The sequence below is a fragment of the Halomonas alkalisoli genome (assembly GCF_021412585.1).
GTDB classification, from domain to species: domain Bacteria; phylum Pseudomonadota; class Gammaproteobacteria; order Pseudomonadales; family Halomonadaceae; genus Halomonas; species Halomonas alkalisoli.
Map to the genome: position 1 here is coordinate 157,803 of NZ_JAKCMI010000029.1, position 22,733 is coordinate 180,535.

18 protein-coding genes are annotated in these 22,733 nt (G+C 66.9%); 12 read left to right on the top strand and 6 right to left on the bottom strand.

Annotated elements, in window-relative coordinates:
• Nucleotides 1–262: 262 nt before the first annotated feature.
• Nucleotides 263–1,639 carry an MFS transporter gene (locus tag LY622_RS14440; protein ID WP_234291539.1) on the top strand — a complete coding sequence of 459 codons (1,377 nt, stop codon included), beginning with the start codon at nucleotides 263–265 and terminating at the stop codon, nucleotides 1,637–1,639.
• Nucleotides 1,639–2,394 (top strand): sulfite exporter TauE/SafE family protein, encoded by a 756-nt coding sequence (locus LY622_RS14445; RefSeq protein ID WP_234291540.1) that lies wholly within the window; start codon nucleotides 1,639–1,641, stop codon nucleotides 2,392–2,394. The genes LY622_RS14440 and LY622_RS14445 overlap by 1 nt, the downstream gene beginning before the upstream one ends.
• 20 nt (nucleotides 2,395–2,414) lie before the next feature.
• Here the strand turns inward: LY622_RS14445 and LY622_RS14450 are convergent, their stop codons facing one another.
• Nucleotides 2,415–3,653, bottom strand: a complete 1,239-nt coding sequence (locus LY622_RS14450) for an E22 family MetX-like putative esterase (RefSeq protein WP_234291541.1) — start codon at nucleotides 3,651–3,653, stop codon at nucleotides 2,415–2,417.
• 155 nt (nucleotides 3,654–3,808) lie between these two features.
• Between LY622_RS14450 and LY622_RS14455 the strand changes: the two genes are divergently transcribed.
• The 5 genes from LY622_RS14455 to LY622_RS14475 are packed head-to-tail and all read left to right on the top strand — an operon-like array spanning nucleotide 3,809 to nucleotide 10,507.
• Complete coding sequence (locus LY622_RS14455) at nucleotides 3,809–4,336, top strand: retropepsin-like aspartic protease family protein (RefSeq protein WP_234280705.1); 528 nt, start codon at nucleotides 3,809–3,811, stop codon at nucleotides 4,334–4,336.
• 7 nt (nucleotides 4,337–4,343) lie between these two features.
• Complete coding sequence (locus tag LY622_RS14460) at nucleotides 4,344–5,336, top strand: YihY/virulence factor BrkB family protein (protein WP_234291542.1); 993 nt, start codon at nucleotides 4,344–4,346, stop codon at nucleotides 5,334–5,336.
• Nucleotides 5,333–6,373: an NAD(P)H-dependent flavin oxidoreductase gene (locus LY622_RS14465; RefSeq protein ID WP_234291543.1), complete on the top strand. Its 1,041-nt coding sequence runs from the start codon at nucleotides 5,333–5,335 to the stop codon at nucleotides 6,371–6,373. The genes LY622_RS14460 and LY622_RS14465 overlap by 4 nt, the downstream gene beginning before the upstream one ends.
• A 43-nt stretch (nucleotides 6,374–6,416) precedes the next feature.
• Nucleotides 6,417–8,201, top strand: coding sequence for a VRR-NUC domain-containing protein (locus tag LY622_RS14470; protein WP_234291544.1), 1,785 nt, complete (start codon nucleotides 6,417–6,419; stop codon nucleotides 8,199–8,201).
• 5 nt (nucleotides 8,202–8,206) lie between these two features.
• Entirely contained in the window at nucleotides 8,207–10,507 is a 2,301-nt protein-coding gene (locus tag LY622_RS14475) for an ATP-dependent DNA helicase (RefSeq protein ID WP_234291562.1), read from the top strand.
• Here the strand turns inward: LY622_RS14475 and LY622_RS14480 are convergent.
• Entirely contained in the window at nucleotides 10,501–12,318 is a 1,818-nt protein-coding gene (locus LY622_RS14480; protein WP_234291545.1) for a monovalent cation:proton antiporter-2 (CPA2) family protein, read from the bottom strand. The two genes, LY622_RS14475 and LY622_RS14480, sit on opposite strands and share 7 nt — an antisense overlap.
• A 140-nt stretch (nucleotides 12,319–12,458) precedes the next feature.
• Complete coding sequence (locus LY622_RS14485; protein ID WP_234291546.1) at nucleotides 12,459–13,778, bottom strand: TIGR04086 family membrane protein; 1,320 nt, start codon at nucleotides 13,776–13,778, stop codon at nucleotides 12,459–12,461.
• Nucleotides 13,779–13,979: 201 nt separating this feature from the next.
• Here LY622_RS14485 and LY622_RS14490 point away from each other — a divergent pair, with 201 nt between their 5' ends.
• Nucleotides 13,980–14,159, top strand: coding sequence for a PLD nuclease N-terminal domain-containing protein (locus LY622_RS14490; protein WP_234291547.1), 180 nt, complete (start codon nucleotides 13,980–13,982; stop codon nucleotides 14,157–14,159).
• A gap of 19 nt (nucleotides 14,160–14,178) precedes the next feature.
• Here LY622_RS14490 and LY622_RS14495 read toward each other — a convergent pair whose 3' ends face one another.
• Nucleotides 14,179–14,724, bottom strand: coding sequence for a GspH/FimT family pseudopilin (locus LY622_RS14495; protein WP_234291548.1), 546 nt, complete (start codon nucleotides 14,722–14,724; stop codon nucleotides 14,179–14,181).
• 133 nt (nucleotides 14,725–14,857) lie between these two features.
• Nucleotides 14,858–15,121: a PP0621 family protein gene (locus LY622_RS14500; protein WP_234280697.1), complete on the bottom strand. Its 264-nt coding sequence runs from the start codon at nucleotides 15,119–15,121 to the stop codon at nucleotides 14,858–14,860.
• A 101-nt stretch (nucleotides 15,122–15,222) separates the two neighbouring features.
• Between LY622_RS14500 and LY622_RS14505 the strand changes: the two genes are divergently transcribed.
• On the top strand, nucleotides 15,223–16,854 hold the full coding sequence (locus LY622_RS14505; protein ID WP_234291549.1) for an NAD+ synthase: 1,632 nt from the start codon (nucleotides 15,223–15,225) through the stop codon (nucleotides 16,852–16,854).
• A gap of 52 nt (nucleotides 16,855–16,906) precedes the next feature.
• On the opposite strand, the gene LY622_RS14510 is transcribed toward LY622_RS14505, so the two are convergent.
• Nucleotides 16,907–17,734, bottom strand: a complete 828-nt coding sequence (locus LY622_RS14510) for an outer membrane protein assembly factor BamD (RefSeq protein ID WP_234291550.1) — start codon at nucleotides 17,732–17,734, stop codon at nucleotides 16,907–16,909.
• A gap of 120 nt (nucleotides 17,735–17,854) precedes the next feature.
• On the opposite strand from LY622_RS14510, the gene rluD reads away from it, so the two are divergent.
• The 3 genes from rluD (at nucleotide 17,855) to clpB (ending at nucleotide 22,328) form a co-directional block, all read left to right on the top strand.
• The gene (rluD, locus tag LY622_RS14515) at nucleotides 17,855–18,814 is read left to right on the top strand and encodes a 23S rRNA pseudouridine(1911/1915/1917) synthase RluD (RefSeq protein WP_234291551.1); all 960 of its coding nucleotides are present in this window, start codon (nucleotides 17,855–17,857) and stop codon (nucleotides 18,812–18,814) included.
• Nucleotides 18,811–19,566: a peptidoglycan editing factor PgeF gene (gene pgeF / locus LY622_RS14520; RefSeq protein WP_234291552.1), complete on the top strand. Its 756-nt coding sequence runs from the start codon at nucleotides 18,811–18,813 to the stop codon at nucleotides 19,564–19,566. Before rluD ends, pgeF begins: the two co-directional genes overlap by 4 nt.
• A 179-nt stretch (nucleotides 19,567–19,745) precedes the next feature.
• Nucleotides 19,746–22,328 (top strand): ATP-dependent chaperone ClpB, encoded by a 2,583-nt coding sequence (gene clpB / locus LY622_RS14525; protein ID WP_234291553.1) that lies wholly within the window; start codon nucleotides 19,746–19,748, stop codon nucleotides 22,326–22,328.
• Nucleotides 22,329–22,733: the final 405 nt, after the last annotated feature.

The following is a 22,733-nucleotide window of genomic DNA, read 5'->3' on the forward strand; positions in this document are numbered from 1 at the left end:
CCAATTTCCATGGAGAACGTGGCTGCTGGCGGCAGCTGTCGGAACTAACCTAGTCGATACCTCTCGTAAAGTCATCTTCACACCGCCAACGCAAGCGCCGTCCCTCCTCATGGGATCAGGCCGTGCCGCGCCCCTGGCGAGCGTCGCCGATACTGCCGGCCCGCGGTAGAGGAATGCCAACCCGTCAGTGAATGCTCCCGCTGCGTCATTAGCTGATAGGCTATGAGCCGAACGGGCCCACCCACGGCAAGGAAAGTACACTATGAGCGCGGTTCCTGCGGCTGCCGGCGACACGCCCCGGCAGCGGGCGTCGAGAAAGGAGATCTTCGGCTGGGCGATGTTCGACTTCGCCAACCAGGCCTTTACCCTGCTGATCATTACCGTGGTCTTCGGTGAGCTCTTCACCACGGTGATCGTCGGCGACCGGGACGACGGCTATCGGCTGGCCAACCTGCTGTGGAGTCTCGCCCTGGCGGTGAGCTACCTCATGGTGGTGATCACGGGCCCGCTGTGCGGCGCGGTCATGGATTACCATGCCGCCAAGAAGCGGTTCCTGTTCGTCAGCTATCTGGCAACGGTGGGTGCCACCGCGATGCTCTACTTCGTGGAGCCCGGCTATGTGGTGCTGGGCCTGCTGCTGATCGTGGTCTCCAACTACGCCTACTCCATGGGCGAGTCCTTCATCGCCGCCTTCCTGCCCGACCTGGGGCCCCCGGAGGACATGGGCAAGATCTCCGGCTTCGGCTGGTCGCTGGGCTATGTGGGCGGGCTCTTCGCCGCCGGCTTCACCCTGCTGGTACTGGGCGAGGCCACCGCCGACAACTTCGAGCGTATCCGCTGGGTGGGTCCCTTCGCGGCGGGCTTCTTCCTGGTGACGGCCATCCCCACCTTTCTCTGGGTCAAGGAGCGCGGTACGCCGCAGCCGCCGGGCAAGTCCTACCACCAGATCGCCTGGGAGCGGGTCGCCACCACCCTGCATGAGCTCCGGCACTTCCGCGATCTGGGTATCTTCCTGGTCTCGCTGCTGTTTTCCATGGCGGGGGTCTACATCATCATCGCCTTCGCCTTCATCTACGGGGCCCAGGTGATCGGCTGGGATGAATCGATCCGCAACATCATGTTCATCATCGTCCAGATCACCGCGGCGGCGGGGGCGCTGGGCTTCGGCTTCATCCAGGACCGCATCGGTACCAAGTTCACCTACCTGCTCACCCTGACGCTATGGGTGGCGGCGATCTTCGCCATCTGGGCCACGCCGGAAGTCACGGCCTTCCTCAATGAAAGCCTGGGACTGGACTGGGAGGCGCAACATCTATTCCTGGTGGTGGGCTGCCTGGCGGGGCTGAGCCTGGGGTCGAGCCAGTCGGCCAGTCGCGCCCTGGTGGGGCTCTTCTCGCCCACACGCAAGGCGGCCGAATTCTTCGGCTTCTGGGGGCTGGCCAACAAGCTCGCCGGCGTCTTCGGCATCATCGGCCTGGGGCTGCTGCAGACGGTGGTCGGCCTTCAGGCCTCCATCCTGCTGTGCGCCGCGCTGTTCATCGTCGCGATCCTGATCTGCCTTGCGGTCAATCAGGCGCGTGGCCAGCAGGCGGCCCGCGACTGGGAGACGCGCAACCCGATCCAGGGAGGGACAGGCTAGTGCCGCTGCTGCTCGATCCTCTGCTGCTGGTGTCGGTGGCCCTGGTTTTCCTGGTGGCCGGCACCGTCAAGGGGGTGATCGGCATGGGCATGCCCACGGTGTCGTTGGCCTTGCTCACCGCCACGGTAGGGCTGCCCTCGGCCATGGCCCTGCTGCTGGCGCCGACCATCATCACCAACATCTGGCAGGCATTGGTGGGAGGCTATCTGCAGCAGATCCTGCGGCGACTGTGGCCCTTCCTGTTGGCCTCGGTGGTTACCGTATGGCTGGGCGTTGGCGTGTTGGCCAGGGTCGACGTGCGCTGGCTCTCCGGCCTGCTGGGCGTGTTGATCGCCTTCTATGCGCTGTCGGGGCTGTTCAACCTCGGCCTCGGCAAGCTGGTCAGTCGTGGCCGACATGCGGCTCCGGTCAATGGCGCCCTGACCGGGCTGATCACCGGCATGACAGGCTCGTCGGTCTTCCCGGGGGTGGCTTACCTGCAGGCGCTCGGCCTGCCGCGGGACATGCTGATCCAGGCCATGGGCGTGCTGTTCGTGGTCACGACCGCGGCGCTGGGGTTTTCCATGGGCGAGCAGCGTCTGCTCACTCTCGAACTGGCGGTGCTTTCCCTGATGGCGGTGGTGCCCGCCCTGCTCGGCATGCAGCTGGGGCAGCGGCTGCGGCATCGGCTGTCGGAGGCGACCTTCCGGCGTGTCTTTCTCACCGGCCTGCTGGTCATGGGGGCCTATCTGCTGGTGCGCTCCCTGGCGGGCTGAGCCGCCAGGGAGCGGGCGTCTCACTCGGCGAGGAAGGCACGAATCCGGTCGCCGGCCTGGTCGATACCGACGACGCCATCGAGATGGCCGCGGTTGCCGTCCAGGGTAACCAGTTCCACCGAGCTGCCGTTGGCGCCGATCATCTCGGCGGTATCGCGGACTCCCTCGGGAGCGAAGACCAGGTCGTTCTCGCTGTAGAGGATGAGCGTCGGCGCGTCGATGTCGGCGAGCCCCGCTTCCAGGCTGTCGCCGTGACCGGTGACAAAGGCCTGGTTGGCCTTGACCAGGTAGAGCAGGTGGTTGGCGTCGGCGATCTCGGCCCGGGCCGCGGCGATGTCGTCTAGGGTCTGCTCGATGGCGTAGCGGGCGTGGATGTCGCGGGTCGGATCGGCGTCTTCGTCAGCCCAGCTGCGGTCGAAGGTCTCGTTGGCCCACTGCCAGTGATTGGCGTTCAGGGTCACCAGCTTGAGCGCTTCCCGCAGGCCGTCCAGGGGCGCCTCGCCGTCGTAGTAGTCGCCGTCGTTCCAGTTGGCATCGATCCGGATGGGGGCCGCCCAGGCGCTCAGGGTGGCGAGCAGCCAGGGATCGCTCTGGCCCCCGCCGATGACCGGGATCAGCCGTTCGACCCGCTCCGGGTAGGCGCTGGCCCACTCATAGGCCTGCAGTGCTCCCATGGAGGGACCCATGACCGCGTGAAGCTGTTCGATGCCCTGGCTCTCCAGCAGCGCCTTCTGCACCTCGACGAAGTCGCGTATGGTCACCAGCGGAAAGTCCAGCCCCCAGGGTTCGTCGGTGTCCGGGTTGATCGAGGCAGGACCGGTGGTGGTGACATTGGGGTCATGGGCATTGAGATTGACCAGGGTATCCGAGGAGATGATGTAATACTCGTCGGTATCCAGCGGCTTGCCGGGCCCGATGATCGCATCCCAATAGCCCGGTGCGGCATCGTCCTCGGCATAGCGGCCCGCCGCATGGCTGGAGCCCGAGAAGAAGTGAGTGATCAGGATGACGTTGTCCTTCGCCTCGTTGAGGGTGCCGTAGGCCTCCCAGCCAATCCTCACCGGGGCGATGGTCTCGCCGCTGACGGTGGTGTACTCGTCCATCTCGAAGACCCGCTTCTCCACCAGTCCGTCCCAGGCCAGGGCGGCCGAGCTGCCCAGCAGCAGGGCGCCGGCACACAAGGTCGCGCCGGCAAGACGCCGCGAGGCGAGGGAATGCTTTGCCGAGGCGAGGGTCGAATACTCGATGCTGTCATGCATGGGGCTATCCTTGTTGTAGTCGTTCGCACGTTGGTCGTCTGCGTGCCCGGGGCCTTCATGGCCCACGGTGGCAGGCGCTCTACAGTACAGACAGCAGGCACAGGGGTGTCAACGCCAACGGGGCTGGCCTCGTAAATGGCCAAGGGAGACGTGCTATGAGCCGTGGAGACGGGGCTACCCGACGCACTGGACTGGGTATGATGCTGCTGTTCTGGGTACTGTTCATCGGTGCCGGGGCCTGGTGGTTCCACGGCTTTCTCGAGCAGCAGCGCAATCCCAATGCCCATCTGGTCAACGCCGTGGCCGGGGACAGCGATCCGGTTGTCCTCGAGCGCAACCGTTCGGGCCATTTCATGGCCACCGGGCGCATCAACGGGGAGCCGGTGGAATTCCTGCTCGACACCGGCGCCACCTATGTCGCGGTTCCCGCGGATCTGGCAGAGCGACTCGGCCTCGAGCGCACGGGGTCGGCCTGGTTCAATACCGCCAACGGCCGCGTGCGTGGGGACCTGACGACGCTCGGCGAGGTGAGCCTGGGAGGGTACACGGCGGATCAGGTGCGAGGCTCCATCAGCCCGGGACTGGACGGCGAGGTGGCCCTGCTGGGCATGAGCTTCCTCAACCGCTTCGATATCGAGATTCGCGATGCCCGGATGATCCTTCGCCCAGCCCAGCAACCTTGAGGCGTTCATGACCGACCAACCGAGAGGCCGCCGTGCCGAAAGACCCAAGCACATACCGGGCCCGGGCTGGCTCGACGTCATCTGGCGGGTCAAGCAGGAGCTGGCCGACGACCGCGTCAACTTGCTGGCGGCCGGTATCGCCTTCTACGCCCTGTTGTCGCTGTTTCCCGCCATTGCCGCCGTCATTTCCCTATGGGCGCTGGCCTTCGACCCCCATGAGATCGTCAGTCAGATCGGTGAAATCAGCCGCTTCATGCCGCCGGGTGGGGCGAGCCTGATCAATGAGCAGGCGCGGGAGGTCAGCGAGAGCACCGATACCGGGCTCAGTCTGACCGCTATCTTCAGCCTTGCGGTGGCGCTGTTCCTGGCATCCAAGGGCGTGCGTGGGCTGATGGTGGGGCTCAATGCCGTCTATGGCGAGGATGAGCGGCGCCCGTTCTTCCAGCGTTTCCTGGTCGTTGCCATTCTTACCGTGGGGCTGATCCTGGTTTCCCTGGGCGCCACCCTCTTCGTGGCATTCTTTCCCCTGGCGATCGGGATGCTGGGCCTGGACAGCACGGCGGTCAGGGTCATCGGCTGGCTGCGCTGGCCGGTATTGCTGCTGTTGATGATGCTGGTCATCGCCGCGCTATACCGCTTCGGCCCCTACCGCAGCGCGCCGCGCTGGGAGTGGGTCAGTGTCGGCACCGTCACCGCGACGCTGCTGTGGCTGCTGGGCTCCGGCGGGCTCTCGCTCTACGTGGGCCATGTGGCCGACATGGCCGAGCTGTACGGTTCACTGGGTACCGTCGTGGTAATGATGCTCTGGTTCTGGCTCTCCGCCTTCGTCGTATTGCTGGGCGCCGAGATCAACGCTGAAATGGAGCGGCAGACCCGCGAGGACACCACCACCGGTGAGCCCCGGCCCATGGGCGAGCGTGGTGCCCATGCCGCCGACACCCTGGGCCCCAAGCGACCCTGGCGGCAGCCCGAGCAAACCCACCATGGAGATGAATCATGAGCCTGACCCAGCGACTCGGCATCGAGCTTCCCATCCTTCAGGCGCCCATGGCCGGCGTTCAGGGCTCGGGGCTGGCCGTCGCGGTGGCCGAGGGCGGCGGCCTCGGCGCCCTGCCCTGCGCCATGCTGACTCCCCAGGCCATGAGCGATGAGCTCGAGAGGATTCGAGCGCAGACCACAGGCCCGCTAAACGTCAATTTCTTCTGTCATCTGCCGCCAGCGCCCGATTCCGCCCGCGACGCGCGCTGGCATCAGGCGCTGGCGCCCTACTATGCGGAGCTGGGCCTCGACATCGACAGCGTATCGTCGGGGGCCGGGAGGCGGCCCTTCGACGACCAGGCCTGCGATGTGCTGGAGGCGTTCCGCCCCGAGGTGGTGAGTTTTCACTTCGGCCTGCCGTCGCCGGCGCTGCTCGAGCGGGTCAAGGCCTGGGGGGCGACGGTGCTCTCCTCGGCCACCACGGTGGAGGAGGCCCTGTGGCTCGAGGCGAATGGTGCCGATGCGGTGATCGCCCAGGGGCTCGAGGCGGGTGGCCATCGTGGCATGTTTCTCACCGAGGACCTCACTACCCAGGTCGGCACCCTGGCGCTGCTGCCCCAGGTGAAGGCGGCCGTCACGCTGCCGGTGATCGCCGCCGGGGGTATCGCCGACGCCCGTGGCGTGGCGGCGGCGCTTGCCCTGGGAGCGGATGCGGTGCAGGTCGGAACCGCCTTCCTCTGCTGTCCCGAAGCGACCACCTCGCCGCTGCATCGCCGGGCGCTGCAGACCGATGCGGCGCGCCACACCGCATTGACCAACCTCTACACCGGCCGGCCGGCGCGGGGCATCGTCACGCGACTGATGCGCGAGCTTGGCCCGATCAGCCCCCTGGCGCCAGCCTTCCCGCTGGCCACGGCGGCCATTGGTCCGTTGCGCAGCGCCGCCGAGGCGCTGGGAAGCGGTGACTTCTCGCCGCTGTGGGCCGGCCAGAACGCCAGCGGCTGCCGCGAGGTACCGGCCGCCGAGCTGCTGCGGGAACTGGCCAGCGAGATTTCCTGAGGCGGCGATGACGCGGTGGCGACAGGGCTGATACCATGGATGAATGAACAGTATTCCCCCTGTCGCGCCGGTCACGGCCTCACTCGACGACCCCTTCTACTACCTGGCGAACTTTCGTTTCGTTCTCGGCTGGGTGAGCGAGCGTCACGATGATCTCCTGGATGACGGCGAGCGGCGCTTCCTCGCCGACTTCGATGCGTTGCCGCGGGCTTCCCAGGCGCTGCTGGTGCGCATGGTCATGCGCAAGGGCGAGCACTTCCGTACCACGAAGCTGGTCTATGCCGAGATCGACGATGCCGCGGTGGCGCTCGATGCGCTGATTGATGCCGGCTGGGTCGAGGCCGATCCGGTGCTGAGCCTCGGCGAGCTGTTTCGCCAGCTGCGCCTGGCCGAGCTGCGCCGCGTCCTCGCATTGGAGATCGCGGCGGCGGGCCTGCCGGCGTCGGCGGGCAAGGCGACGCTGTACCAGGCACTGTCGCGGCGATCGGATACGCCGTGTCGGCTGGCCGACTGGGGGGATGTGGCAGCGCTGCAGGGGGAGCGGGTCGTGCGGCTATCCATCATGGCCGTCTGCGACCGCCTGCGCTTGATGTTCTTCGGCAATCTGCACCAGGACTGGTCGGAGTTCGTGCTGGCCGAACTGGGCCTGCAGCGCTTCGAGCGGGTTGCCTTCTCGTCCGAGTCACGAGCCTTTTCGAGCCGCGATGAAGTCGATGCCTACCTGGCGCTGCACCGGCTGCGCGAACGGTTCGAGGAGGGGGAGCTTCCCGAGGCGCTGCACGCCGAGGTGCCGACGGTGCCCAAGGGCAACGCCTGGCTGGACGAGCGCCGTGCGAGGCTGCTTTATCGGCTGGGACAGGCCGCGGAGCGTGGCGGCCAGCCGGCACTGGCACTCCAGGCCTACGGCGAGGCCGACAGCGGCGGGGGTGGAGGCGGAGGGCATGTCGATGCCCGCATCCGCCGCCTGCGCCTGCTGGAGCGTCTGGGCGAGCATCAGCGCGCCTTCGAGCTGGCTTCTGTCATGGCGGCCCGCAAGGAAGCGCTCGGCGAGACTCTCGACGCGCAAGCGCCCGATGAAAGAGAGAGCCAGGCCCTCGAGCGGCTGCTGCCGAGGCTGCGGCGCCGGCTGGGGCTGGCACCGGAGCCGCGGCAGGCGCCGCCCCCGCCCGAGCGCTGGGACCTCTGCCTGAGGCGCCCCGTCAGCGACGAGGGGTGGCCGCTCGGCGTGGAGCGGGCCGTCTGCGCCCACCTGGGTACCCCGCAGGCACCGGTGCGCTATGTGGAGAATGCGCTGATTTCCGGGCTGTTCGGCCTGCTCTGCTGGCCGGCGATCTTCGCCCCGCTGCCCGGCGCCTTCTTTCACCCCTTCCACAGCGGCCCGGCGGACCTCAATCGAGCTGACTTCGTGTCACGCCGTCGCGAGCGGTTCGCGGCCTGCCTGGCCCAACTGGATGACGGACGCTACCACGAGACCATTCTCGAGACCTGGCAGTGCAAGCGGGGCCTCGCCTCGCCCTTCCTGCACTGGGAGGCGCTCGACGAGGCGCTGCTGCTGCAGGCCATGGCCAATATCCCCGCCGCCCACCTGCGCGCCTGCTTCGCGCGGCTTCTGCTCGACCCCCGAGCCAACCGGGCGGGCCTTCCCGATCTGATCCAGTTCCTGCCGGAAGCCGATGTCGCGTCACCCGCCTATCGGCTGATCGAGGTGAAGGGTCCCGGCGACCGACTGCAGGACAACCAGCGGCGCTGGTTGGCGTATTTCCGGGCGCACGGCATTCCCGCCGTGGTGTGCCATGTGACCTGGCAGGGCGAGGTTCTCGATCCATGAGCGAGATGGAGGCACGCTATCGCGTGGCGGTGCGCTCGCTTTGCGACTTTACCGCCCGTGAAGGCGATCTCGACCATCGCTTTACCCCCTCGCCCAGCGCCCGGGAAGGCATCGCCGGGCATGTCCTGGTGGCGGGCCGGCGTGGTGCCGGTTATGAAGCCGAACTGCCGCTGTCGGGTAGCTACCGGGGCCTGGTGGTCAGCGGCCGCGCCGATGGCTACGACCCCCGGGCCAATCGCCTGGAGGAGGTCAAGACTCATCGCGGCGACCTGGCGCGCATGGCGGCCAACCAACGCGCCCTGCACTGGGCCCAGGTGAGGGTCTACGGTGCCCTGCTGTGTGCCAAGCGAAAGCTCGAGACGGTGACGCTGGCGCTGGTCTATCTCGATATCGCTACCGGCCGCGAGACCTCGCTGACCGAGGAGGCGAGTGCGGCAGAGCTGGCGGCGTTCTTCGAGGTCCAGTGCCGGCGCTTCCTGGCCTGGGCCGAGCAGGAGAGCCGTCATCGCCAGGCGCGGGACGACGACCTGCACCGGCTCAGCTTCCCCCACCCCGAGTTTCGCCCCGGCCAGCGGGAGCTGGCCGAGGGGGTCTACAAGGCGGCCGCCACCGCACGTTGCCTGCTGACTCAGGCGCCCACCGGCATCGGCAAGACCATCGGCACCCTCTTTCCGCTGCTCACGGCCATGCCGCGCCACGGCCTCGACCGCATCGCCTTCCTGACCATGAAGACCCCGGGACGCCGCCTGGCGCTGGATGCCCTGGCCCGGCTGGGAGCCGGCGGCGGGGAGCATGGCGAAGAGCGCCGACCGCTGCGGGTGCTGGAGCTGGTGGCCCGCAGCAAGGCCTGCGAGCATCCCGACAAGGCATGCCATGGGGAGGCCTGCCCGCTGGCGGCGGGTTTCTACGATCGCCTGCCGGCGGCGCGCCAGGCGGCGGTAACCCGGGGCTGGCTCGACCGCGAGGCACTGCGCGAGGTGGCGCTAGCCCATGAGGTCTGTCCCTACTACCTGGGGCAGGAGCTGGCCCGCTGGTGCGACGTGACGGTGGGGGACGTCAACCACTACTTCGATGCTGGCGGCCTGCTGCACGGGCTGGCTCAGGCCGACGGCTGGCGCTTGGCGCTGCTGGTGGATGAAGCCCACAACCTGGTCGAACGGGCCCGGGCCATGTACAGCACCGAGCTCGACCAGCGACACTTCAGCCGGCTGCATCGCTCGGCGCCGCCGGCCCTGGTCCGCCCCCTGGGGCGGGTGGTGCGGCAGTGGCAGGCGCTGGTTCGCGAGGCGGGGCCGGCGTCGGAAGGGGAGCCGGGGCGCCCGGCCTACCGCATCCTCGAAGGGCTTCCCGACAGGCTGGTGGGAGCGCTGCAGCTGCTGGCCGCCGCCATCACCGACTATCTGGGCGAGCACCCGACCGGCTCTGACCCGGAACTGCAGGAGCGCCTGTTCGAGGCGCTCGCCTTCTGTCGCCTGGCCGAATCCTTCGGTGATCACTCGCTGTGCGACCTGACGCGCCATGGCAGGGGCCATGCCGTCGTCGGGCTGCGCAACCTGGTGCCGGCCGACTTCCTGGCCCCGCGCTTCGCCGCGGCCCGGAGCTGTGTGCTCTTCTCGGCCACGCTGAGCCCTGCGCATTACCATCGCGACCTGCTGGGCCTGCCGGAGGCGAGCGCCTGGCAGTCGGTATCCTCGCCCTTCACCAGCGATCAGCTGGAGGTGCGCATCCAGGGCGGCATCTCGACACGGCTACGGGACCGGGCGGCCTCCGTCGAGCCGATCGTCGCCGAACTGGCAGGGCAGTACCGGCAACGTCCGGGCAACTACCTGGCCTTCTTCAGCAGCTTCGCCTACCTCGAGGCGGTACTGGCACGCCTGCGCGAGGCCCATGCCGAAATACCCGCCTGGGCCCAGACCCGCGGCATGCAGGAGGCCGACCGGGATGCCTTCCTGGCGCGCTTTCGGCCGGGTGGCGGGGGAATCGGCTTCGCCGTGCTGGGTGGCGCCTTCGCCGAAGGCATCGACCTTCCCGGGGATCGGCTGATCGGTGCCTTCATCGCCACCCTGGGGCTGCCCCCGTTCGACCCCTTCAACGAGGCGCTCAAGGCCCGGCTGGAGCGCCGCTTCGGTCATGGCGACGACTATGCCTACCGTATCCCCGGCCTGATCAAGGTGGTGCAGGCGGCCGGCCGGGTCATCCAGGGGCCGGAGGACCGCGGCACGCTGGTATTGATCGACGACCGCTTCGGCCATCGCCTCGTTCGCAGCCTGCTGCCACCCTGGTGGCGGCTCGGGCAGTGTCAGTGAGGCCGGGGCGGGATCTCCTCCACCCGTGTGGCGATATCCTCGTCGGCTTCGTAGAGCGCCTCTAGTTCCCTGGCCGCCTCCTGGATGGTCTGGATCTGTTTCTTCTCGTTGCCGAACACCGCCAGCTGGCGCATCAGCGCCTCTTCGTCATGGGGCCGGAAGGTGTCGATGGTGTGCTGGGCCTGGTCGGGCGGGATGCCAAGGCCAACCAGGGCGTCGCGGGTAAGCTCCAGGCTGGCGGGCAGCAGTTCGCGCACGATGTGGATGACGCCGGCCCGCATCAGCAGGTGAGCATGGTAGCGGTTGCGGGCCCGGGCATAGAGCTTGAGGTGGGGAAACTGTCGCCTTGCCTGCTCGACGATGCGCATGGACGCCTCGGGGTCTCCCACCGCCACGACCAGTACCCGGGCCTTGTCGGCGCCGGCAGCCTTGAGCAGGTCGATGCGCGAGGCGTCGCCGTAGTAGACCTTGTTGCCGTAGCGCCGTACCACCTCGACCTGCTCGGCGTTGATGTCGAGCACGGTGTAGGGAATCTTCAGCCCCTGCAGGGCGCGTCCCATGATCTGGCCGAAGCGTCCGAAGCCCGCGATGATGATCTGGGGGGATTCGTCCCGGGGGCTATCGTAGGCCGGCTTGGTCCGGGAGGGGGCGTAGAGCCGACGCAGGCCATGGACATGCAGCTGGAAGAGCAGCGGCGTGACCACCATGGAGAGCGAGATCACCAGGATCAGCAGGCTGACCAGCGCCTGGTCGAGCAGGGCGGCGGCGGCCGCGGCGGAGAGCAGCACGAAGCCGAATTCGCCGCCCTGGGAGAGCAGCACGGCGAGGTTCGCGGCCTCCTTCCAGCTGCCGCCATAGAGCCGCGTGGCGATCAGCAGGCTCAGCGCCTTGAGCAGCACCAGCCCCAGAGTCAGGCCGAGCACCACCAGCGGGACCTCCGCCAGCAGGCCGATCTCCGCCATCATGCCCACGGCCATGAAGAACAGCCCCAGCAGCAGGCCGCGGTAGGGCTCGATGTCGGCCTCGATATTGTGGCGATACTCCGAGTCGGCAAGCAGTACGCCGGCAATGAAGGCGCCCAGGGCCATGGAGAGGCCGGCCAGCTCCATCAGCAGGGCGGCACCGATCACCACCAGCAGGGCGGTGCCGGCGAAGACCTCGCGGCTGCGAGTAGCGGCGGCATAGTGAAACAGCGGCCGCAGCAGGAAGCGTCCACCGACGATCAGCCCGGCGAAGGCGCCCGCGGCGAGAATCACCTCGCGCAGCAGCGGTGCCGCGCCGTTGGTCATCAAGGCATCCGCGGCCAGCAGTGGCACGATGGCCAGTACCGGGATCGCGGCCAGATCCTGAAACAGCAGCAGGGCGAAGGCGTGGCGCCCGTGGCGGGTCTGCAGCTCCTTGCGTTCACCAAGCAGGTGCAGGACCAGTGGCGTGGAGCAGAGCCCCAGGCTGAAACCCACCACGATGGCCGCGGCGGGCGACAGCCCCAGCCACCAGGCAGCCAGGGTAAGCAGCAGGGTGGTGACGCTGACCTGCAGGCTGCCGAAGCCGAACACGGCCTTGCGCATCACCCGGAGGCGCGAGGGCTTGAGCTCGAGGCCGATCACGAACAGCAGCAGCACGATGCCTACCTGGGAAAACTGCAGCACGCCCTGGGCGTCCGGTACCAGGGCCAGCACCGAGGGGCCGATGACCACCCCGGCGGCCAGGTAGCCCAGCACCTCGCCGAGCCCCAGGCGCTTGAACACCGGCACGATCAGCACCGCCGCGGCGAGAAAGATCAGCACATTGAGCAGCAGTCCGCTGGCCAAGGAAAGCACCTCCGAGATGACAGGGGGAAGGGCATTCTACCCGAGGGGGCGTCTTCAACACTAAGCAAGAGCGAGGCAAGAAGCGGGCCAGATGGCCGATGAGAGGGGACCAATCGGTGGCCGATCAGGCCGCGTCGGTGTCAGTGGCTGCGGCGGTGGCCGGGGCTGGAGCTGGAGCTGGAGAGTGTCTCAAGGACGTTGACGCCGATGAAGCCGGTCAGCGCGCCGGTCAGAAAGGCGCCCGCCTCGGTGGCCACTGCGGCCCCCGGGAGCCCCAGATAGCCGACGCCGAGCACCCCGGCGACATAGGCGATACTGGCCACCAGGAGGCCTTCGACAAGCCGCCGCCGGGTCAGCGCCTGGCGTGCGCCTTTGATGAAGCGCCGGCCGTACCCGCCCAGGGCGCCCCCGAACAGTGCAGCGAGGATCGGTCCCCAGGGGAATTGCTGCTGGATCACGGTTTCACTGCTCAGGCTGCCGGTAAAGGCACTGACGGTGATGGGGGCCAGCCCCGAGGAGCGCAGGCTGAAGGAGCTCGTGGCCTGGCCCGGCGCGAAATGCACTGCCCCGGTCTCGATACGGCCACCGCCGTCGAGGGTCAGGGCGACATCGGTGTGCTGCTCGGTGGGCAGCGGCATGCCGTGGGGCGCCACCCGCACCAGGGTCACCTCGACACTTTCCAGGCCCAGCCCCAGCACGCGTCGGGATGCCGGACGCAGTTCGAGACGGGGAAGTACCTCAAGCTCCAGGTTGACGTCGGAAATAGTGGATCTGACCTCCAGGGTGGGATTGGGGGTGGAGGGCAGGAAGCTCAATCGCAGGGTCTGCTCGTGGGCCAGGCCGGGGCCGTCGATGCGAAGGGGCGGCAGCGTATCCTGAATCGTCAGCCCCTTGAGCCGGATGCGGACTTCGACCGGGTGCTCCAGCTCGAGCCCGGTGATGAGTCGCTCCTCCGATGGCTGCAGTCCGAAGCTCAGTTCGGTGTGATAGGCGCCGCTCAGAGGGTTCCAGACGGCCGGGATCGGGCTGGCCGCTAGTGTCAGGCGCAGCCAGGCTGCGGTCAGTGGCGGAGGCTCGTCGACTGCCCGATCAGCGGTTTCGGTTTCGGTTTCGGTTTCGGTTTCGGTGTCGGGCGAGGGTAATGGAATGACCATGCCATTCGGCAAGATGAGCGGCTCATCGGAGGTGAGCCGCCGGGTTTCGATCTCGTCACCCTTGATGACGAAGGCGCGGGATTCGGGCACGGCCACGCTGATCCGCCCCTGCTCCTGGCGGGGCTGTGTCAGCTCGGTGATCTCCCGGCCTTGCAGGTCGGTGACCCTGAGTTTCTCCACAGCCTGGTCCCAATCGAGCAGAAGGCGCTCATCCGCCGAGGATGGTGGTGCGCTGGCGCCTGCCGCGACAGCCAGGAGCGAAAGGAAGATGATCGTCCGCCAGTTGGCATTGAGGTGTGGCGTCATGCGATGCCTGCTATCTTGACTCGGCTGCGATCTGGTGAGACAAGGGTCCCTGATGCCATGGCATCGGGAGGCGTGTCTCGCTGCCGCCGCTGAGTGGTGTGAGGCGTGGCGATACTCGCTCGCAGTATAGTCTACTGGCTGTCACTCCTATGACGGTGGCGGTCTAATAGCGTGCGACTCATCGAGCAAAGGAGATGTCTGATGGGAATCGAAGTAGGCGGCCTGCTGGGCCTTATCTGGCTGATCATCCTGGTCTGGGCCATCGTCAAGGTCGCGAAGAGCCCGGCCGGCCCGGTGGCCAAGCTGCTATGGATCATTGTCCTGTTGCTGTTCCCGCTGGTGGGGTTGATTGTGTGGCTGTTGATGGGGCCCAAGGGTTAGGAGCCTTGTCGAGACTGTCTCAGCAGGTCGCGGCATCTTCTACCCGCACGCGGCCGAAGTTGCTGACGATGACCCTGGCGCCGGTATCGTGCCGTCCGCAGATATGGAAGGTGCCGTTGTGTCCGGCCGGCCGTCCCAGGGCGCCATAGCGCACCGGCCGACCATCCTGGCGGTAGCTGACCGAGACGACACGGCTGTCGTCCAGAATGCGGAGCACCTCGTCACTGCCGATATTGCCTCCCTCGGCGCGGCCCTGTATCACCATCAGCGGCGACGTCCAGTCGTTGTTGCAGCTCAGGCGATCGTGGCTGGGGCAGACGGTCACGGTGGCCCGGCGGGCGATGGCCGTATTGCGGGCCAGCGCCAGTGCCGTCTTGAGCCGCATTACCTCGGCCGATACCTCCTGGCGAGCGCTCAGTGTCTGGAAGGAGGGTAGGGCCCAGCCGAACAGCAGGGTCATGACGGCAATGGCGACCAGCAGTTCGACCAAGGTGAGGCCGCGCTGCCTGGCCGGCGAAGAGGTGCCGCCGTGCAATGCGGCGCCGATCGGCGAGTCCGTTCGCATGGTGCTCTCCCGGAGTGAAAATCCCTGTCACATGGGTCTTTCACTCTAGCCGGGCCTGGCGAGCGTTCCGTAAGCGATTTCTGACAGAAAATGTAGGCATCCTGCCGCACGGGTTGTATGCGAAGGGTGGCGGCTACTCCTCGGGCTTCTGCTCCTGCAGGTAGCGGTCGCGGTGGGCGCTGGAGCAGAACCACTCGCCCTGGTCGCGCAGGGCCTCGGTTTCCGGCACGTGCACCTGACACCAGCGGCAGCGAACCATCTGACCGCCTTCCTGGCGCGTGTCATCTTCCAGCAGCTCCTCCTGGCTGAGCTTCCACTCGCGGTACATTCTGTATAGCTTGAGGCCGGCGAAGAACAGCACGGCGAAGATGATCAGGCGTATGAGCAAAAGGTTCATCCTTATCTGGCTCCCTGGTGAGAGGGGCTAGCGGCTTTGCCAGCCGGCCGTCCTTGCGGGACAATGTGAGTACACTGGATTCTCAAGAGATTTCTACGCCCATGCAAGACTTGACGCTGGTAATGGCTCAGTTGGATCCGTTGGTGGGGGATATCCCCGGTAACGCCGATCGTGCCATCGAGGCCGTTCGCGAGGCACGTATCGAGCATGGCGCCGATATCGTGGTGTTCCCCGAGCTCTACCTCAGTGGTTATCCGCCTGAGGACCTGTTGCTGCGGCCTTCCATGGAGACCCGTTTGCGCGAAGCGCGTTCCCGCATGGCTGCCAAGGTGGCCCGTGACGTGCTGGTGATCATCGGCTATCCCGGGCGCCGGGAGGGGAGCGGCTACAATCTGGCGGGGCTGCTCTACAACGGCGAGTGGCTCGACGAATACGCCAAGCAGGTGCTGCCCAACTATCAGGTGTTCGACGAGCGCCGCTACTTCGCCACCGGCGACAAGAGCCTGGTGATCGAGCACAAGGGGGCCAAGCTCGGCCTGCTGATCTGCGAGGACCTGTGGGATGGCGCGCCGGTACGCGCGGCCCGCGACGATGGTGCCGAGATCCTGATCACCCTCAATGCCTCGCCCTACCATCAGGACAAGCCGGCCGAGCGCCTGCGCCTGCTCGAGCAGCGTGCCGCCGAGGTTGGGCTGCCGGTGGTCTACGTCAACACCATCGGCGGGCAGGACGAACTGGTGTTCGACGGTGGTTCGGCCTGCGTGGACGGCAGTGGCGCCTTGCGCGTATTGGCCCCCTACTGGCAGGCGGGCCTGATGCCGGTCCAGTTCGTGCAGGAGGGTGGGCGCTGGGTGCCGCAGGAGGGGGAGATCGAGCCCCCGGAGGAGCCGGAGGAGAGCCTCTACTGTGCTCTGGTCAGCGGCCTGCGCGACTACGTCAACAAGAGTGGCTTCGATGGCGTGGTGATGGGGCTCTCGGGGGGCATCGACTCCGGCCTGTCGCTGGCCATCGCCGTGGATGCGCTGGGTCCGCAGCGGGTCCATGCGGTGATGATGCCGTACCGCTACACCGCCGACATCTCACGGGAGGACGCCGCCGAGCAGGCCCGGCTGCTGGGGGTGGACTATCGGGTCCTGCCGATCGAGCCCATGGTCGACGCCTTCACCGAGACCCTGGCCGATACCTTCGCCGGCACCCAGCGGGATACCACCGAGGAGAACCTGCAGTCGCGCTGTCGCGGCGTGCTGCTGATGGCGATCTCCAACAAGAAGGGCTTGATGGTGCTGACCACCGGCAACAAGAGCGAGATGGCGGTGGGCTATGCCACGCTCTATGGCGACATGGTGGGCGGCTTCAATGCCATCAAGGACGTCTACAAGACCTGGGTCTATCGGTTGGCCCGCTGGCGCAACGCCCAGTCGCCGGCGATACCCGAGCGGGTCATCGAGCGTGCCCCTTCCGCCGAACTGGCACCGGACCAGAAGGATAGCGACTCGCTGCCCGACTACGATGTGCTCGATGCCATCCTGATGCGCTACATCGAGGGTGACATGAGCGCGGAGGCGATCATCGCGGCTGGCTACGACCATGACGACGTCTATCGGGTGGTGCAGCTGGTCGACCGCTGCGAGTACAAGCGGCGCCAGGCGCCGGTAGGGGTGCGGGTGACGCCGCGGGGCTTCGGCCGCGACCGCCGCTACCCCATCGTCAACGGCTGGCAGCCGGGCGAATAGACCGATAAAAACCGCGATGTCTCATCGCGGTTTTTTTATCGCAGGCCGTGGCTCAGGCGGAAAGCGCCTGGGCGCTGACATGCTGAGGCCGGAAGGTGCGGCCGCGCAGGCGTTCGTTGCCCGGGTCGTTCTCGATCAGCACCTGCAGCACCTCGCGGGCGCGATCGCGCATGTCGAGGCCCAGGTAGCCTTCCACCATCACCGCCAGTGCGTCGCGGGTGGCTTCGGCCTCGGGATAGTTCTCGACCACCCAGCGGCCGCGCTCCACGGCTGCCAGGTAGGCGCCCTTGCGCAGGTAGAAGTCGGCGACATGGAGTTCGTGCCGCGCCAGCAGGTTGCGCAGGTAGACGATGCGCTGCTCGGCATCCGGTGCGTACTCGCTGTCGGGATAGCGGCTGACCAGTTCGCGGAAGTCGGTATAGGCGTCCCGCGAGGCACCGAGGTCACGCTTGGAAATGTCGATCAGGCGCAGTCGCTCCAGGCTGAAGCGCCCGGCCTGCCAGGAGGAGAGCCCGCGCATGTAGAGCGCGTAGTCCGCCTGGGGGTGGGTGGGGTGCAGCCGAATGAAGCGGCTGGCTGCAGCGCGGGCCGCCTCCCAGTCGTTCGTCTCGTAGTAGGCGTAGATCAACTCCAGCTGCGCCTGTTCGGCATGACGGCCGAAGGGGTAGCGGGTATCGATGGCCTCGAGACGAGAGATCGCCGTGGTATGGCGCCCCCGGTCCAGGGCTTCCCGGGCCTCGTCGTAGAGCTCTTGCTCGGCGACGCCGGCGAACTCGTCGTCGCTCTCGTCGTTCGTGCCTGACCTGCCGGCACAGCCGGTGACCAGGGCGGTGGCCAGCAGCAGGGCGACAAGGCGTGTAGCGGTGGTGGAAACGCGCATCCTGATCCTCGTGTCTAACATCCCGTGTCGGCCATGGTAGGATTGGCCGTAACCCGTCCACTATAAAGCACCTTGCGTGAAAACGCAGTCCTCCGGTGCCTGCCCAGCGATAGCCCCTATATGCCCCAGATTCTGGAAGCCCAGCAACGAGTGCCCGTTTCCCTTGCCGGAGTCCGCCTGGACCAGGCTGCCGCCGAGCTCTTTGCCGATCATTCACGCGAACGGCTCAAGGGCTGGATCAAGCAGGGTGCCCTGACGGTCGATGGCCTGGCCGGCAAGCCCAAGGACCGGGTGGCCGGCGGCGAGTGGCTGCGACTCGTCGCCGAACTCGAGGACGACACGCGCTTCGAGGCCGAGGATATTCCCCTCGCGGTGGTCCACGAAGACGATGAGGTGCTGGTCATCGACAAGCCGGCGGGGCTGGTGGTCCATCCGGCGGCGGGCAATCCCGACGGCACGCTGCTCAATGCGCTGCTCTATCACTGCCCGGCGCTTGCCATGGTCCCCAGGGCGGGCATCGTCCATCGCCTGGACAAGGACACCACCGGGCTGATGGTGGTCGCCAAGACATTGACCGCCCAGACTGCGCTGGTCGACCAGCTGCAGACGCGAACGGTCTCGCGTGAGTACGATGCCGTGTCGGTGGGGGTGATGACGGCCGGGGGCACCGTGGATGCGCCGATCGGTCGCCACCCCAAGGATCGCAAGCGCCAGGCGGTCAACGTCAATGGCAAGCCCGCGGTGACACACTATCGGGTGGTGGAGCGGTTTCGCGCCCACACCCATGTACGCTGCCGGCTCGAGACCGGGCGCACCCATCAGATTCGCGTCCACCTGGCCCATCAGCGTTTTCCCCTGATCGGCGACCCGGTCTATGGCGGCCGCCTCAAGCTGCCGCCGGGGGCCAGTGACGGGCTCAAGGAGCTGCTGCGAGGGTTTCCCCGCCAGGCGCTGCATGCTCGCAAGTTGGCCTTCGATCATCCCGGCAGCGGTGAACGGGTCGAGTTTCGTGCCGCCCTGCCCGATGACCTGCTGATGCTGATCGACTATCTCCGCGACGACCGCGAGGCGATGCTATGAGTGATGCCCCCCAGCTGCAACCGACCCTGATCGAGCCGGACTGGCCGGCACCCGCGAGTGTCGGTGCCTTCGTTACCACCCGGGAGTCCGGCCCCAGCCAGGGGGACTTTGCCTGTTTCAACCCGGGTGACAGGGTGGGCGACAACCCCAATCACGTGGCGCTGTGCCGCCGCCTGCTGGCGGACGAGCTCGACAGTGACAGGCCGCTGCTCTGGCTGAACCAGGTGCACGGTGCCAGAGTCCAGGCCAGCTACTCCGAGGCGCTGCCCGACGCCGACGCCGCCGTGGCCTTCGATCGAAGCTACGCCTGTGCGGTGCTCACCGCCGACTGCCTGCCGGTATTCCTCTGCAATCGCCAGGGCACTCGGGTCGGCGTGGCCCATGCGGGCTGGCGCGGGCTGGCTGGCGGCGTGCTGGAAGCCTCGGTGGCGGCGCTGGGTGTGCCGCCGGAAGAGGTGATGGCCTGGCTTGGCCCGGCGATCTCCAACGCCCAGTTCGAGGTCGGACCCGAAGTGCAGCAGGCCTTCACCGGAGTCCACTCTGAGACCGAGGCCGCCTTCGATCCGAGCCCCTATCGCCTGGGCCATTTCATGGGCGATCTCTACAAGCTGGCCCGGCTGCGCCTGGAGCGGCTCGGCGTGTCCCATGTCAGCGGAGGCCACTTCTGTACCGCCTGCGAATCGCGCTTCTACTCCCATCGTCGTGATAACGGCAGGACGGGACGAATGGCCAGCGTGATCTGGCTAAGGTGAGCTTGGCTTTCAGGCGCCGTTCTCTGGCATAGCCTGACCTGTGTCAACCTGAGCATCCTTTCCCTGGCGGGCGACTTGAAAGCCGGCCACGCTGACTCCATTGATACTGTCAAACGCAATATGACAGGGCCAAGCGGCGCGTCCAAGCAGCGCCGCCACCCCGATGGAGGAGTGATCGAATGCGATTCGACAAGTTTACCGGCAAGCTGCAGAACGCCGTGGCCGATGCACAATCACTGGCCGTGGGACGTGGACACAACCAGCTCGATCCCGGCCACCTGCTGCTGGCGCTGCTCGATGCCAGTGACACCGGCGTCAAGTCGCTGATACAGCGTGCCGACGGCGACCCCGCCCGGCTACGCGACGGCCTGGTGGGCTATCTCGACGACCTGCCCCAGGTCGGCCAGTTCGAGGGGGAGGTGCAGCCTTCCCGAGAACTGGTCAAGCTGTTCAACCTGACCGACCGCGAGGCCCAGAAGCGGGGCGACCAGTACATCGCCAGCGAACTGGTGCTGCTGGCGGCGCTGGAAATGCGCCATGGCGTGAGCAAGCTGCTGGCCCAGGCCGGCGTGACGCGCAAGTCGCTGGAGACGGCCATCGACAGCCTGCGGGGTGGTGAGCGGGTCGACGACCCCAATGCCGAGGAGCAGCGCGAGGCGCTGGAGAAGTACACCCTCGACCTCACCGAGCGGGCCGCCAGCGGCAAGCTCGATCCGGTGATCGGCCGCGACGACGAGATCCGTCGCACCATTCAGGTATTGCAGCGGCGCACCAAGAACAACCCGGTGCTGATCGGCGAACCCGGCGTGGGCAAGACCGCCATCGTCGAGGGCCTGGCCCAGCGCATCGTCGACGGCGAGGTGCCGGAAGGGCTCAAGAACAAGCGCGTGCTGTCGCTGGACATGGGCTCGCTGCTGGCGGGCGCCAAGTTTCGCGGTGAGTTCGAGGAGCGGCTCAAGTCGGTGCTCAAGGAGCTGTCCCAGGAAGAGGGCCGGGTCATTCTCTTCATCGACGAGCTGCACACCATGGTCGGCGCCGGCAAGGCCGAGGGTGCCATGGACGCGGGCAATATGCTCAAGCCGGCACTCGCCCGGGGCGAGCTGCACTGCGTGGGTGCCACCACCCTGAATGAGTACCGCCAGCATATCGAGAAGGACGCCGCGCTGGAGCGCCGCTTCCAGAAGGTGCTGGTGGAAGAGCCCTCCGAGGAGGACACCGTGGCGATCCTTCGCGGCCTCAAGGAGCGCTATGAGGTGCACCACGGTGTCGATATCACCGACGGGGCGATCATCGCTGCGGCCAAGCTCTCGACCCGCTATATCACCGACCGGCAGCTGCCCGACAAGGCGATCGACCTGATCGACGAGGCCTCGTCGCGCATTCGCATGGAGCTGGACTCCAAGCCCGAGGAGATGGATCGCCTCGACCGCCGGCTGATCCAGCTCAAGATGGAGCGCGAACACCTCAAGAAGGAGACCGACGAGGCCTCGCGCAAGCGCCTGGAGACCCTGCAGGCCCAGATCGACGAACTCGAGCGCGAGTACGCCGACCTCGACGAGATATGGAAGGCCGAGAAGGCCAGCATCCAGGGCGCGGCGCAGTACAAGGATGAGCTGGACAAGGCGCGCATCGACCTGGAGCAGGCACGCCGCCAGGGCGACCTCGCGCGAATGTCGGAGATCCAGTACGGGGTGATTCCGGCGCTGGAGAAGAAGATTGCCGAGAGTGGCGAGGGCGAGACCGATACCTCGAAACACCAGCTGCTGCGCTCCAACGTCACCGAGGAGGAGATCGCCGAGGTGGTGTCGCGCTGGACCGGTATTCCGGTGGCCAAGATGCTCGAGGGCGAGCGCGACAAGCTGCTGCGCATGGAGGAGTCCTTGCACGAGCGGGTGATCGGCCAGGACGAGGCGGTCACCGCCGTGGCCAACGCCGTGCGCCGTTCCCGCGCCGGGCTCTCGGATCCCAATCGGCCCAACGGCTCCTTCCTGTTCCTGGGCCCCACCGGGGTGGGCAAGACCGAGCTGTGCAAGGCGCTGGCCAACTTCCTCTTCGATACCGAGGAGTCCATGGTGCGCATCGACATGTCCGAGTTCATGGAGAAGCACTCCGTGGCGCGGCTGATCGGTGCGCCTCCCGGCTACGTCGGCTACGAGGAGGGCGGCTATCTCACCGAGGCGGTTCGCCGGCGGCCCTACTCGGTGCTGCTGCTCGACGAGGTGGAGAAGGCGCATGCGGATGTGTTCAATATCCTGCTGCAGGTGCTGGAGGACGGTCGCCTGACCGATGGCCAGGGTCGCACCGTGGACTTCCGCAACACCGTGATCGTGATGACCTCGAACATGGGCTCGGACATCATCCAGCGCATGGGCGGTGATGACAGCGACTACGAGCAGATGAAGGAGATGGTGATGGCGGTGGTCGGCGACCACTTCCGGCCGGAGCTGATCAATCGCATCGACGAAGTGGTGGTGTTCCATGCCCTGATGCAGGAGCAGATACAGGCCATCGCCGGCATCCAGCTCGATCGCCTGCGTGCGCGGCTCGCCGAGCATCAGCTGGGGCTCGAGGTCAGCGACGAGGCCCTGGCCCAGCTGGCCGTGGTGGGCTTCGACCCGGTGTTCGGCGCCCGACCGCTCAAGCGAGCGATCCAGAGCCGCATCGAGAACCCGCTGGCCCAGGACCTGCTGGCGGGGAAGTTCCACCCCGGCGACGTGATTCATGTCACCGCCGTGGACGGCAAGTTGTCGTTCAGCGCCTGACACAAAGCGTTACGCAGTTCGCCGACCATGCGGTTGGCAACTGTCTACACTGAATACAGGTTGCGTCCTGTAACCCCCTTGCCCGCCCGCCCTTCGCTGGCGGGCTTTTTTATTCGAAATCTTGCAGAAATTCCCGCTCTGGGCTAGCAAAAGCCGCTTGGCGGTTGACACTGCTGCGGCGCTATTGGAATCTTGACCGTTCCTGATTTGCGGGCGCGGACTCTGCGGGCAATCCCCCATTACCGCGTGACGGGTAGGCCATGTCGCCTCTACCCGCCGAAGGACTACCGGGACCGGGCCAACCGCCCGTCCTGGCCAACGCCCCGACGCGGTTAACCGCCGTGAAGGGAACTGATGATTTATGTCGCGAGCGCAGCAATAAATCAGGGTTCCTGAATGAGAGTG